Here is a 12,978-nt window from a genome sequence, read left to right on the forward strand (position 1 = left end):
CACATGGTCATTGGGGTACAGATCGGCGCGGTGTGGACCACGAGGCCCCGCTTCTGAGGAAATCGAGTAACGAAATTCGCATGATCGGTGATCTCTGTCACTTGCCGTACCGAGCTCCCGAAAATCGGCTCCAAAGTCTCGTCTGCCGCTTGTATCCAACATGATGGACATGGCAAGGTCGCGCTATTGACGCTCATTTCTCCGATCAAGCTTTAGTTGCGTTTTGGAGTTCTATTCCGTGAGGAGTATCCGTCGTCTGCCTGCGGACGATCAGACCAATGGCTGGCTGAAGCATCTGCCGCCGCGGCAGCCTCGGCCATCCCTGGAAGGCGCAGTCACCGCTGATTGGCTGGTTGTCGGCGCCGGCTATGCCGGCTTGGCCGCGGCACGGCGCCTCGCCGAGAATCGACCGACCGATCACATTATTCTCGTTGATGCTCGGGCCGTCGGCGACGGTGCGTCCGGTCGGAATTCCGGCTTCGCAATTGATTTGCCGCATCATACCAGCGGTGACTTACAGCATCTCGACACGGCCCGGCGCGCCATCCGGCTCAACCGACTGTCCATCGCTTATCTCGAAGATATCGTGAAGACCTACGGCATCGACTGCCAATGGAGCCGGCGCGGTCAGATCATGGCGGCAAGCGCGCCATTGGGTGCGCGCCACCTCACTCATTTCAAATCCATGCTCGAGGCGCTAGAGGAACCCTACGACTATCTTAATCAGGATAAACTGGCTGCCACGCTCGGTACCCGCTTTTACAGCAGTGCCATTCGGACGCCGCATACCGTGCTGATGCAGCCCGCCGCCTTGGTGCGCGGTTTGGCCGATACCTTGCCGCCGAACGTAACGCTTTATGAGAACAGCCCGGTGACCAAGATTGGTTACGGCGACAGAATCACTGCGGCGACGCCGAATGGAGCGATACAAGCCAGGAAGGTCGTTCTCTGCGTGGATGGGTTCGCGCCGCAATTCGGGCTTTATCGCGGACGGCTATTCGGCTTGCGCATTTTCGCCAGCATCACACGGCCACTGAGCGCAGATGAGCGCCGGGCGCTGGGGGGTGAGGAAGATTGGGGTGTGTTACCGGCTGCCCGCTTTGGGGGCGGGACGTTGCGCTATACCCAGGATCATCGCCTCCTGTTGCGCTCGTCTTATGCTTATCGTCCGTCGATGGTCGCGGACGCCGCCACCAATTCGAAGGTCGCCTTGATACATCGCCGGAAATTTGACGAGCGTTTCCCGATGTTGGGGGACGTGCCTTTCGAAGCGACATGGTCCGGCTTCCTCTGCATGTCGAAAAATGCCGCTCCCGGCTTCGGGCGCCATGCGCCAAACGTCTTCTCCGCGATCTGCCAGAATGGTGTCGGTGTCACCAAGGGAACCCAATCGGGCATCCTGATCGCGGACATGGCCTGCGGTATCGATAATCCCCTGATTGCCGACATGGAAGCTCTCGGCCAACCGAACAGAGTGCCGCCGGAGCCCTTCCTCGGTCTCGGCATCAAGGCAAACCTGCTCTGGCAAGGCTGGCGCTCCCGCAGCGAGCGTTAAGAAAAGCCGCGGCGATCCCAAGGACCGCCGCGGTGCCATTCAAGCCAAAGCGACCGCGGCCGCTATGCGGGTCTGAACTTCGGATAGACCACCGTTCCAGCCGGCGTCAGTCCCGGCGCCACCGTCTTGCGGTAGAGACATCCCTGAATTTCATGTGTGAGGAAGATGTAGGAACCGGATTCATCCATCAGATCCTGCATGCGCTTATAGATCTGGTCGCGCTTGGCGGTATCGAATTCGACCACCCCGGCTTTGTGCAACTCGCCGAACTCCTTCGAATTCCAGCGCTCCCAATTCCAGATGCCAATCTGTTCGGGCACGAACCAGGCGGTGGCCCAGGACGGATCGGGCTCCATCGAGAAACGGCCGATATACATCTGCAGGCTTTTCCATTGGTCGCCGGCGCTCTCCGCACCCAGCGACCAGAAAGCCCCGGAATCATATTGGTTGATCGTTGCATTGACGTTTACTGCGGCGAGATTGGCCTGGATGACCTGTGCCGCCGCCGTGTTCTCGGTGGAATTGAGAATAGAGATCGTCACCGGTTCGCTGACGCCGCCGGCTTCCTTCAACAGCGCTGCGGCCTTGTCCGGGTCGTAATCATACAGCACCTTGTCGCGGTGACCGATCAGGCTGGGGGCGATAATGCCTTGCGCGACGGCCGCCGCGCCGATGGAATAGGCATCCACCACTGTCTTGCGGTCGATCGCATGCTGCATGGCGCGGCGGATCTTCGGATCAGTGAACGGCTTTGCCTGCTGATTGATGCCAAGCCAGACATAGCTCAGCGGCGCCCGCGTCTCGAATTTCGCGTCCGGCGCGGTCTGCTTCTGCAAGCGGGTGACGGAACCTGACGGCACGACGGTAAAATCGATATCACCTGCTTCGAAGGCTCGCTCGCCGGCAGCGGCCTCGTCAATCGGCACGATCTCGATGCGGTCGTAAGCCGGCGCCTCGCCCTTCCAATCGGGATTGCGCACCAGAATGGTCCGCTGCTTCGGCTGCCATTCCTTCAGCAGATAGGGACCACTTTCCGCTGGCGGCTTAGCATCGAACTTACCGCCGGCCTGTTCCATCGCACGCTTCGACAGAATCATCCCGCTGGTGCCGGGCAAGGTGCTGTTCCAGAGCGGCGCAAAGGGTTTCTTAAGAATGATGATGCCCGACCGGGTGTCTTTGACCTCGACGTGATCCAACATCGCCCAGTCGTCGATGTAAGGCGATTTGTTCTCCGGATTGGCGATGCGCTCGATCGAAAATTTGACATCCTCAGCGGTCATCGGTCCGAAGCCGTTGGTGAAGCCGATATCGTCGCGCAGCACGAAGTGGATATGGGTATGGTCCAGTTCTTCGATGGATTGTGCCGCCATCGGCTTCCAGCCCCACTTGTCACCGGTATCGCGCAGCACCAACCCAGCAAAGATGCAGCGGGCGATGTCGGCATCTGGCTCGGAGACGCGGAAACAGGGATCCAGCACTTGGAGATCGCCGTAGGAGCGCACTTTGAGCGTGCCGCCACTTTGGGCAAAACCGGTCTTCGGCCAGATCAGGGCCGACAGGCCGGCAGCGCCTGCGGTCTTTAAAAGCGTTCTGCGGGACGTTTGCAGCGTCGTTTCATGATTTTCCATTACCTGCTCCCCTGCTGATATCCGAGCCAATTTGACGTTCGTCGGGCGATTTTCTCTACAATGGACGACAAGGCAGTGCGATGCAAACCGCGCATCCTGAAACGTTGGCGAAGCTATCGGCCCCGGCGCGGCCCCCAGCTTCCCCGGCCATTCCTTCGAGGCAATTGAGCTATATCCAGTCGTTTATGCTATTTTATGCTCAAGCAAAATCAAATGTCGAAAAAGGGGAAACGCGGCGGGTCTGCGGTTTATTCGGCCGTCCTTTCCGCTGGCGAACCGCAGCGTTTATCACTTGACGACGGGCCTCCCTGTAGGAGATCCGAACTGATTGCAGTCCTGCAGACAAGAGGCCCCATGCACGTCTCCACTTTCTCCATTGTGGCGCGCGATCCGCGCACCGGCGAACTCGGCGTTGCCGTTGCATCCAAGTTCTTTGCCGTCGGCGCTGTCGTTCCCTGGGTCGCTGCCGATATTGGCGCGGTTGCCGTGCAATCCTTCGTCAACGGCCGCTTCGGCAAGCAGGCGCTTTCCCTGTTGCGTCAGGGCCAATCGGCGCAGGACTGCCTGAAAGATCTGATCGAGACTGACGCCGAACCAGACGGGCGGCAACTCGGCATCGTCGATGCGCGCGGTCAGGCTGCCGCCTTCACCGGCCCTGGCTCGCTCCCCTGGGCGGGACATCGCACCGGAGAGGGCTATGCCGCCCAGGGCAACTATCTGGTTGGGCAAGAGACGGTCGATGCCATGGCTGCGGCCTTCGAAGCCAATCGGCATATGGATCTCCCCCGACGGCTGCTGCTCGCGCTGACGGCGGGACAAGACGCTGGCGGCGATAAAAGGGGCCGGCAAGGTGCCGCCCTCGTCGTTCATCGGACCGATGGCGGCTATGGCGGCAGCGATGTCGTCGTGGATCTCAGGGTCGATGACCATCCTGAGCCGGTCGCTGAACTAGAGCGGTTGCTGGCATCGCAGCATCTCTATTTCGGCCATAGCGCTCCCGCCGAACGTCTCGCCATCGACGGAGCGATCGACGCCGAGCTGCGGAAGTCGCTGATCCGGCTAGGACAGCTATCACCTAATGCGGACAGCGCGGCTTTTCTCGCCTCGCTGCGCAATGTCTCCCTGATCACCAATCTGGACGAGCGTGTGCATATCGACAAGCGGGAGATCGACCCGCCGGCCCTTGCTTATCTGACCGCGCTCGAGAAGCTCTGACGGTCACCGCCGAAGCAGCGAAGGAGCGAAGGTTACCGGTGCGGCAGGACGCCTTTGGTGGTGAATTTCTGCATGCCGTGCTTGCGCCCCTGGCGTCGCCCCTCGCCGCCGCTCAGGCCAGTGCCGGCCGGCTGCCAGTTCGGAATGAGGTGATGCTTGCCGGGGCCGATCAGGTCGGCGCGGCCCATGCGCTTCAAGGCATCACGCAGCAAGGGCCAGTTTTCCGGATCGTGATAGCGCAGGAACGCCTTGTGCAGGCGGCGCTGTTTCAGCCCCTTGACGGTCTCGACCGGTTCAGAAGCGCCACGCCGGATCGGACGCAGCGGATTGAGGCCCGAATGATACATCGCGGTCGAAAGCGCCATGGGTGACGGCAGGAAGGTCTGGACCTGGTCGGCGCGATATTTATTGCGCTTCAACCACAGGGCCAGGTTCATCATATCCTCATCCGTGGTGCCCGGATGCGCGGCGATGAAATAGGGAATGAGGAAGTATTCTTTCTTGGCTTCCTTGGCCGCCTTGTCGAACAGTTCCTTGAACTTGTCATAAGTGCCGATGCCCGGCTTCATCATCTTGGAGAGCGGGCCTTCCTCGGTATGTTCGGGGGCGATCTTCAGATAGCCGCCGACATGGTGCGAGACCAATTCCTTGATATAGGCCGGGCTCCGGACCGCAAGATCGTAGCGCACGCCAGATGCCACCATGACCTTTTTGACGCCCGGGATCTCCCGCGACTTCTTGTAAAGTTGGATCAGCGAGTCATGGCTGGTATTGAGATTGGGGCAAATATCCGGGAAGACGCAAGATGGCTTGCGGCACAGCTCTTCCGTGCGCTTGTCCTTGCAGGCAATGCGATACATGTTGGCGGTGGGGCCGCCGATATCCGAAATGATGCCGGTGAAGCCTTTGGTCTTGTCGCGGATCTGCTCGATCTCTTTCAGGATCGACCCTTCCGACCGGTTCTGGATGATTCGTCCCTCATGCTCGGTGATCGAGCAGAAGGAGCAGCCACCGAAACAGCCCCGCATGATCGTCACTGAGAAGCGGATCATGTCCCAGGCAGCGATCTTCGCATCGCCATAGGCGGGATGCGGTGCGCGGGCATAGGGAAGTTCGAAGACGCCATCCATCTCCGCCGTCGAAAGCGGGATTGGCGGCGGTGTTACCCAGAGTTCGCGATTGCCGTGCCGCTGCACCAGCGGGCGCGCATTGCCGGGATTGCTTTCCCGGTGCAGCACGCGCGAGGCGCGCGCATAAGCTTCCGGGTCCTTCTCCACCTGCTCGAAGGATGGCAGGCGGATGACGGTATTGCCCTCCAACCGCCGGGCCCCCTCGGCTGCATCATCGAGATCATTGGCCGGCGCTTCCACCCAGCCCTCGGGTACCCGGTCCTTGAGCAATGCCACGCCGCGAATATCATCGAGATCGCCCGGCGCATCGCCCTTGGCCAGACGGTGCGTCACCTCGACCACCGCCCGCTCGGCATTGCCATAGAGCAGGATATCGCCCTTGGCATCCGCCAGGATCGAGCGGCGCACCTTGTCCGACCAGTAATCGTAATGGGCGATGCGGCGCAGCGAGCTTTCGATACCGCCGAGCACGATTGGCACATCCCTGTACGCTTCGCGGCAGCGCTGCGAATAGACGATCACCGCCCGGTCCGGGCGCCTTCCGCCCTCGTCATTCGGCGTATAGCTGTCATTGTGCCGCAGCCGCCGATCCGCCGTATACCGATTGACCATGGAATCCATGTTGCCGCCGGTGATCCCAAAATACAGATTGGGCTTCCCTAGCGCCTTGAACGGCTCCGGACTCTGCCAATCCGGCTGCGCGAGAATGCCAACGCGAAATCCCTGCGATTCCAACAACCGGCCGATCACTGCCATGCCGAAACTCGGGTGATCGATATAAGCATCGCCGGTCACCAGGATCACGTCGCAGGAATCCCAGCCGAGCTCCTCCATTTCCGCGCGGGACATGGGCAGGAAAGGCGCGGTGCCGAACCGATGCGCCCAATATTTGCGATACGATAAAAGCTGTTTCGCGGTTTCCATAATTCCGCACCGAATTCATTACGCCCCAAACGAAAGCGCGACGTGCTTTTAAGGGGGGCCGGCGGACCGTGCCAAGTCGCGCGGCATATAGCATCTAACTTACTGAAAAGTCAATGTTTTGACCTTCTCTATTAGATCAATGGCTTAGCTTGGCACCAATGGCTATGGTCTGAACAAACGGAAGGGGATGGTAATGGAACATTCGCACCGACTGATCGACCGGGCACAGAGCTGCCTTGTAGTCATCGATGTCCAACAATATTTCCTGGATAAACTGCCGCTCGATCAAAGAGGTCCGCTCGTGGAGCGGATCGCCTGGCTGATGCAGGTGGCGCGAGGACTGGATATTCCCATTATCGCGACCGCGGAGGATATCGAGCGAGACGGGCCGCTCGTGCCATCCTTGATCGCCGAATTGCCGGACAGCAGCAAGGTCTTCGACAAGATGACTTTCGGGCTTTTTGGCCAGGGCGATATCAGAGCTGCGGTCGAAGCGAGTGGACGGCGCGACTTCGTGCTCGTCGGGCTTGAGACCGATGTCTGCATTGCGCATTCCGCGATCGGCCTTCACGAGGCCGGTTATCGCGTCACCGTGATCGACGATGCAACCGCCTCGCCACCACCGCATCACGATCACGGCCTGCGCCGAATGGCGGCAGCCGGCGTGATGATCACATCGGTGAAAGGTGTCTATTATGAATGGGTACGTGGCCTGAAGACCAATGCCGTGATCAGAGCGAAGCTGCCACAGGCGCTGCCGCCGGGATTGACGCTTTGACAGATCGTGGAGCGCCGGTGTTCACGCAGTGTAGCCGCCGTCGACTGAGATGGAATGGCCTGTCAAGAACTGCGATTTTCCAATTGCAGTGAAGACGATCGTGGCCGCAACTTCTTCGGCGCGACCCAGCCGTTGCATGGGCAGGCTTTGCGCCAAGCTGTTCGCATTTGCTGCATCACCGACGAAGCGTACGATCATATCGGTGTCGATAGGCCCGGGCGCCACGGCGTTGACCCGTATCCCTGCACCGGCCACCTCAAGCGCGACCGATTTGGTCAGCCCTTCCACAGCATGTTTGCTCGCAGCATAAACGGCAGCACCCGCAGCACCCTTCTTGCCGACTGCAGAAGACAGATTGACAATGCTGCCGCTACCCTGCGCGAGCATGACACGCACCTCGTGCTTCATGCATAATAGGGTCCCTAGGACATTCGTATCGAAGGTCGCAGCATAGCTTTCGGTGGTCTGCTCGACGATCGAGCTCAAAAATCCTTCGGTACCGGCATTGTTGACCGCGGCATCCAGGCGACCGAAGCGTTGGACTGTCGCATTGACCAAATGGCGCACGTCGTCATCATGGCGGACATCCGCCCGCACGAACTCGGCTTCGCCACCTCGTTCCCGCAGCTCACGAGCAAGGGCGCGGCCCGCGTCCTCGCGTCGCCCGGAAATCACGAGCCGCGCGCCCGCCTCGATGAACGCAAACGCCGTGGCGCGACCGATACCGGTAAGCGCGCCAGTAATTAGTACGACCGGAGAGGTCATGAACGGCTCCCTTGATGAAAATGCGATGGTCGGTCACAAGGCGGTTCTGCCGATTGATCCACCGCCGTCGACGAACAGGGTCTGCCCGGTGATAAAGCCGGCTTCATCCGAGAGCAGGAAAGCAATGGCGGCAGCGATCTCCTCTGGCTTGCCGAGGCGCCGCATGGGGATCTTGGAGAGAAAATGGCTCTCGGCCTCGCTTGCGACCGGCGTATTTTGCCGGAACATCTCCGTCTCCACCGGACCGGGCGCGACCGCATTCACGGTGATCCCCGTCTCGGCCAATTCCATCGCCCAGGTGCGCGTGAGGCTGTTGACCGCCGCCTTGGCTGCCGCATAGCCGCTGCGGAGCGGGATACCCGTGGTCACGAGACTGGTGACATTCACGATCCGACCCCAACCCTTCGCGCGCAGTGTAGGCAGGATTGCCTGCACCGTCTGAACTGCCGAATGCACGTTGACACGGAACATGTCGTCCACGTCGGTGAGATCAATCTCGCCGAGCGGATGCAGTCGCGCCAACCCGACATTGTTGACGACGCCGTCGAAAGAATAGCGTTGAGCGAGGTCGACCAGAGCCTGTCCCGATGCCTTGCTATCATGAAGATCAATCGAAACCAGCGTGCCAGGAAAGCCTGGATCCTTCCCACGCGCGACGCCCACTACCTCATGACCAGCATCCGCGAGACGGTTTGAAAGCGCGCGCCCGATTCCTTTGCTGGCGCCGGTGATCAGGAAAGTCCGTCTGACCATGACTAACTCCTTGGTCTTGGAAGCGATGAAGGTGCGACGCTAGGATCTGCGGCGCAAAGATCTCTTTGCAGAAGCAGCTGCGGCGGGAAGCGGCGGCAGACCGAGCAATTCGAGCGTCTGCCCCGCTGCTTCCGTCAGGAGCAGCCTCTCTGGACGAACCCGTGCCAGAACACGAATGCCCAACAATACGGCCAGCAATTGCCGCGCGGCGTTGTCAGCCGAGTGTGTATTCGCAATGTCGCCACGCTGCTGCCCTTCGGAAAACCGGGCGCGGAAGAAACCTTCGATGAGCTTGAGCTCTTGCGCAACGGCGCCGCAGAGCTCTGCATCCTGGGGCGACACTTCGAGTGCCGAGTTCACCAGCATGCAACCTCGCTGCAATGCGTCACCGAGGGTTCGTTCGATCGTGTCCCAGAAGAAGCCGGTGATCGCCTCTCCGGGAGACGCATTTGCCTCGAGATAGGACATCTTCTCGCGGAGCCGCTCAAGATAATGGTCGAGAGCCCGCCGAAACAGCCTGCGCTTGTCTCCGAATGCTGCATACATGCTGGAGGGGGTCAGGCCCATTCGGGCCATCAGGTCGCGCGTCGATGTCGCCTCATAGCCTTTGGTCCAGAAAATATCGCTGGCCGCCTCCAGCGCCGCCCGCTCATCGAACTCACGCGGTCGTGCCATACGCCCTCTCAAAAACGTATCATATTTTGGATCAACCGCTCCATATTGGGTAATATGGATCGGTCGCTCCAGAACGTCAAGGGGGACGGCATAGGAGCCCTATTGTGCCGTGAGCCGTCGGCAGAGCTGAGCTTTTCTGCGGAATGCTGGATGGGCGATCTGGATAGTAAAAGCTGCCGATCGCACCTTCGCCACAAAGTGTGTCGCCGTCTCTTCGAAGGAGCATCCGACAATTGGGCTCAGGCCAGCCTTGGTAGGCTGCCGGAAGATAGCACGCGGAACAGGTCCGCCAGGAGAGGCCCGGACGACGCTTTCGGTTATTTGAGAGCTTAAAGCTGATGATTGTTGGTAGCAGCGGAGGGATTTGTTCAATATCACCCGTTTTCCATTTGGTCTGTGCGTTTCAGATGCTAGCTGCAGTTTGATGGCCGCGATCAAGCATTTTTCTTGAATTTCTCAAACGCAAAACAGGTTGGCGCTATTTCGTGTGTTGTCTTCCGGCGCCAGTGTTTATGCCACCACCTCCTCCAGCAACTTGCTTGTGGCACAGGTTCCTGCACTCGGTGGCCATTAGCGCCGGTATGGCCAATGATCCAGCAACAATGACTGCACCTACGATTATTAAAGGCCAAGAGAGGGGGGTGGCGCCGACGCCGACCATGGCCATGCCTGCACCTATGCCAGTGCCCATGGCCATAGCCGCCGATTCTTTACTGTTGCAGCAACCCAGACAGGCATCACGGCTTGTATAGCCCTCACAGCTGAATTCGATGACGGCACCTGATGAGGTGCCGTAGGTGGTGTCGTCCCCTCCTTCTCCATTTTTCTCGATGATGATTGAGTACATCCTTACGGAATCAGTGGAAGGACCGAAGATCTCCACACCGTTGGGCGCCATGAAGCTATTATGCTCGAGGCCTTGCGCCAGCGATCGGAAGAGTCGCGGATCGAATGACTCAGGCTCAAAATCAGTCAGCTTAACGAGTTGATGTTCGATAGGTGAGAAAGCGGCCTCAGACGAAGAATTCGGGATAGTTTCAGCGAAGCTATCGTGCCGGATTCTAGCAGATCCCCATTTCTCTCCGTTCCAGCATAAAATCCGATTGGGCGGCCCTTTGAAGAAGGACGATGCATGCGGAAATAACTGATTCAGTTGCTTTCGATCACTCACCAATTCGCGTTCTTTGGGGATACGCTTGCGGCCAATGGTCGATAAGCCCATCGGTAGCAGGGTGTGAATGATTGCACCACCCTGTTCAAGATCGAGCTGAAGTACGACAATGTACTCCGTATATCTAAGGGCCGGCGCCCCGAAACGTCGCGAAGCTACCGGGTCGACAAACCTATTAACAAGAAATGCTGCTCCGGTGTTGCTTTCCGTCGCTTCCGTTCCCAATCTGCGCGATAGCGCATCGAAGAATTGATCATTGCCGGCGGGGGCAAGCGGCGCGATGAACGTGTGCTCATTAAAGTTAGGGCCGCCAAAATCAACAGTAAGGTTGTCCGCGAGAGACAACGGAAAATTTTGTCCATTACTAGTAAATCGCTCGGCTTGCGCTTGCAGAAATTCTGCGGTCTCGGGATCGTCAATCGGAGCGTCAAAATGCGACGCAAAGTTGCTGCCAGCGTTGTCGCCCACCAGCTTCGCGAGGTCATGAAACATAAGAGATTGATCATTGGGCATAGCTGGCTCCATCAAAGGATGGGTGCATTCCCAATTGCGCCTCATTGTCTGAGGCTATGATCACTGCATTTTACCACGTTGCAGGCGGCGGCAAAAGAACTGACGGAAGGGGATTGGAGAAGGAACGGCGCGATCGCCGAACCGCAGAGGGCCTATTCGAGGTAATTTGCGACCTATTGCTTAGAAGTGTATGGCCAACCCGCATAATTCGGCCGAGTTTCTGAACAATGGTCAGTTTTTGCCACTCATTAGAGGTATCCGAGTCCCATTTTGCGCAGATGTCCCATTTTGCGCAGATGAAGAAACAATGCTGCGCCGTTTAGGTCGACCGAATACCGCGGAGGCAATTAGCGCGTATTGGGGGACTTCAGCATGATCATTACGCAGCTTCGGCGGCGGCCGCCAAAAAAGAGCATACCGCATTCGTCGATTTGCAGGTAAACGGTGCACCAAAAAATGCCGAATTCACATAAATAGTGACCGACATTCCAGTCTGCTCAAGCCATCGTCTCGACCCTGACCCACGGTGCACCGGGCTCAACGCGGCCAATCCGACGCGCCGCGTTGTAGCCAGCAGCGGCGATCTCCGTCACGAGCCGGTCTGCTTCCGCCTCTACACAAGAAACAAGGAGCCCGCCGGAGGTCTGCGGGTCGGTGAGAAGCTGGCGCCGCCAGTCCGGAAAGCCCGCCGGCAGGTCGATCGCCGCGCCATAGCTGGCCCAGTTGCGGGTTGACGCACCCGTCACGAAACCTTGGCGAATGAGCGTCTCCGCATGCCGGAACAGCGGCAGGCGGCCGGCGTCGAGCCGCAAGGTGACGCCGGAGCCGCGCGCCATTTCCAGAGCATGGCCAAGCAGGCCGAAACCCGTCACGTCGGTGATGCCATGCACGGCATCATCTTGCGCGAGTGTCGTGCCGACGCGGTTCAAGAGCGTCGTGGAGGCGATCAATTCATCATAGGCGTCAGGGGCGAGCGCCTCTTTCTTCAGGGCGGCCGAATAAACGCCAACACCCAGCGCCTTGGTGAGGATCAGGGCATCGCCCGGCTTGGCGTCGGCGTTGCGGCGGATTTGCGCCTTGGGCGCGATGCCAATGACGGCGAGCCCGTAGATCGGCTCGACACTGTCGATCGAATGCCCGCCAGCGACAGGAATGCCGGCTTCGGCACAGATGGCGGCGCCGCCCTGCAGAATGGCGCGCACCGTGGCGATGTCGATCTTCTCGAGCGGCATGCCGAGGATGGCGAGCGCCATGATCGGCGTGCCACCCATCGCATAGATATCGGAAATGGCGTTGGTTGCGGCGATGCGGCCGAAATGGTCGGGATCGTCCACCACGGGCATGAAGAAGTCAGTGGTGGCGATGACACAGGTCTTGTCATCGAGATCCCATACCGCGGCGTCATCGCCGGTCTCCGTCCCGACCAGCAGATGAGCGAAGGGCAAGTGGGCGGAAGGCAGATGGGCGGACGACGGTATCGCGGCCTGACCGGCCAAAAGCTCCTGCAGGACAGACGGGGCGAGCTTGCAGCCGCACCCGCCGCCATGGGCGAGGCTGGTCAGGCGGAAGGAAGATCCGTCACTCATATCGTCACCTCGGTCTGACTGTTATTTGGGGTGTGACTGTTATCGGGGCGTGACTGATATCGGGGGTTTTGCAGTTGCCGATAGCGATAGCACCGGCGCTTGGCACTGCAGCAGGTGCGGTGCCGCATCTATCATCGACAAATTGTCTGCCCCGCCACGCGGGAGCCCAGAACGAAACCACATGTCATTGTCAGGCGGCATCGGGGGAACGTCAACTGGGCGTTCCGGCAAGGTCAGGCGTTTAGCCATTGGCCCGGCCAGGGTAGCCCGGCTGGATCACTGGCA

At 59.4% G+C, this 12,978-nt stretch carries 10 protein-coding genes; 3 read left to right on the forward strand and 7 right to left on the reverse strand.

Translation table 11 applies throughout. The features are described 5' to 3' along the window. Positions 1–238 precede the first annotated feature (238 nt). Positions 239–1,555 carry an NAD(P)/FAD-dependent oxidoreductase gene (locus SMD27_RS12450; RefSeq protein WP_320508731.1) on the forward strand — a complete coding sequence of 439 codons (1,317 nt, stop codon included), beginning with the start codon at positions 239–241 and terminating at the stop codon, positions 1,553–1,555. A 62-nt stretch (positions 1,556–1,617) separates the two neighbouring features. On the opposite strand, the gene SMD27_RS12455 is transcribed toward SMD27_RS12450, so the two are convergent. Further along, positions 1,618–3,183: an ABC transporter substrate-binding protein gene (locus SMD27_RS12455; RefSeq protein WP_320508732.1), complete on the reverse strand. Its 1,566-nt coding sequence runs from the start codon at positions 3,181–3,183 to the stop codon at positions 1,618–1,620. Positions 3,184–3,537: 354 nt separating this feature from the next. On the opposite strand from SMD27_RS12455, the gene SMD27_RS12460 reads away from it, so the two are divergent. Further along, positions 3,538–4,398, forward strand: coding sequence for a DUF1028 domain-containing protein (locus SMD27_RS12460; RefSeq protein WP_320508733.1), 861 nt, complete (start codon positions 3,538–3,540; stop codon positions 4,396–4,398). 32 nt (positions 4,399–4,430) lie between these two features. Here SMD27_RS12460 and SMD27_RS12465 read toward each other — a convergent pair whose 3' ends face one another. Next, positions 4,431–6,452 (reverse strand): YgiQ family radical SAM protein, encoded by a 2,022-nt coding sequence (locus SMD27_RS12465; protein WP_320508734.1) that lies wholly within the window; start codon positions 6,450–6,452, stop codon positions 4,431–4,433. Between the two features lie 193 nt (positions 6,453–6,645). Between SMD27_RS12465 and SMD27_RS12470 the strand changes: the two genes are divergently transcribed. After that, the gene (locus tag SMD27_RS12470; protein WP_320508735.1) at positions 6,646–7,230 is read left to right on the forward strand and encodes an isochorismatase family protein; all 585 of its coding nucleotides are present in this window, start codon (positions 6,646–6,648) and stop codon (positions 7,228–7,230) included. A 21-nt stretch (positions 7,231–7,251) separates the two neighbouring features. Here the strand turns inward: SMD27_RS12470 and SMD27_RS12475 are convergent, their stop codons facing one another. The 5 genes from SMD27_RS12475 to selD all read right to left on the reverse strand — a co-directional run bounded on the left by SMD27_RS12475 (position 7,252) and on the right by selD (position 12,693). Then, positions 7,252–7,995 carry an SDR family NAD(P)-dependent oxidoreductase gene (locus SMD27_RS12475; RefSeq protein ID WP_320508736.1) on the reverse strand — a complete coding sequence of 248 codons (744 nt, stop codon included), beginning with the start codon at positions 7,993–7,995 and terminating at the stop codon, positions 7,252–7,254. 33 nt (positions 7,996–8,028) lie between these two features. Next, positions 8,029–8,748, reverse strand: a complete 720-nt coding sequence (locus tag SMD27_RS12480; protein WP_320508737.1) for an SDR family oxidoreductase — start codon at positions 8,746–8,748, stop codon at positions 8,029–8,031. A 39-nt stretch (positions 8,749–8,787) separates the two neighbouring features. After that, positions 8,788–9,423 carry a TetR/AcrR family transcriptional regulator gene (locus SMD27_RS12485; protein WP_320508738.1) on the reverse strand — a complete coding sequence of 212 codons (636 nt, stop codon included), beginning with the start codon at positions 9,421–9,423 and terminating at the stop codon, positions 8,788–8,790. A 478-nt stretch (positions 9,424–9,901) separates the two neighbouring features. Continuing rightward, entirely contained in the window at positions 9,902–11,107 is a 1,206-nt protein-coding gene (locus SMD27_RS12490) for a hypothetical protein (protein ID WP_320508739.1), read from the reverse strand. Positions 11,108–11,604: 497 nt separating this feature from the next. Next, on the reverse strand, positions 11,605–12,693 hold the full coding sequence (selD, locus tag SMD27_RS12495) for a selenide, water dikinase SelD (RefSeq protein ID WP_320508740.1): 1,089 nt from the start codon (positions 12,691–12,693) through the stop codon (positions 11,605–11,607). Positions 12,694–12,978: the final 285 nt, after the last annotated feature.

The sequence above is a fragment of the Dongia soli genome, assembly GCF_034044715.1.
GTDB classification, from domain to species: Bacteria; Pseudomonadota; Alphaproteobacteria; order Dongiales; family Dongiaceae; genus Dongia_B; species Dongia_B soli.

Bases quoted from the DNA above. Each gene is read 5' to 3' on its own strand.
- SMD27_RS12455 (WP_320508732.1), bottom strand. From the start codon at position 3,183: ATGGAAAATCATGAAACGACGCTGCAAACGTCCCGCAGAACGCTTTTA.
- SMD27_RS12460 (WP_320508733.1), top strand. From the start codon at position 3,538: ATGCACGTCTCCACTTTCTCCATTGTGGCGCGCGATCCGCGCACCGGC.
- SMD27_RS12465 (WP_320508734.1), bottom strand. From the start codon at position 6,452: ATGGAAACCGCGAAACAGCTTTTATCGTATCGCAAATATTGGGCGCAT.
- SMD27_RS12470 (WP_320508735.1), top strand. From the start codon at position 6,646: ATGGAACATTCGCACCGACTGATCGACCGGGCACAGAGCTGCCTTGTA.
- SMD27_RS12475 (WP_320508736.1), bottom strand. From the start codon at position 7,995: ATGACCTCTCCGGTCGTACTAATTACTGGCGCGCTTACCGGTATCGGT.
- SMD27_RS12480 (WP_320508737.1), bottom strand. From the start codon at position 8,748: ATGGTCAGACGGACTTTCCTGATCACCGGCGCCAGCAAAGGAATCGGG.
- SMD27_RS12485 (WP_320508738.1), bottom strand. From the start codon at position 9,423: ATGGCACGACCGCGTGAGTTCGATGAGCGGGCGGCGCTGGAGGCGGCC.
- SMD27_RS12490 (WP_320508739.1), bottom strand. From the start codon at position 11,107: ATGCCCAATGATCAATCTCTTATGTTTCATGACCTCGCGAAGCTGGTG.
- selD (WP_320508740.1), bottom strand. From the start codon at position 12,693: ATGAGTGACGGATCTTCCTTCCGCCTGACCAGCCTCGCCCATGGCGGC.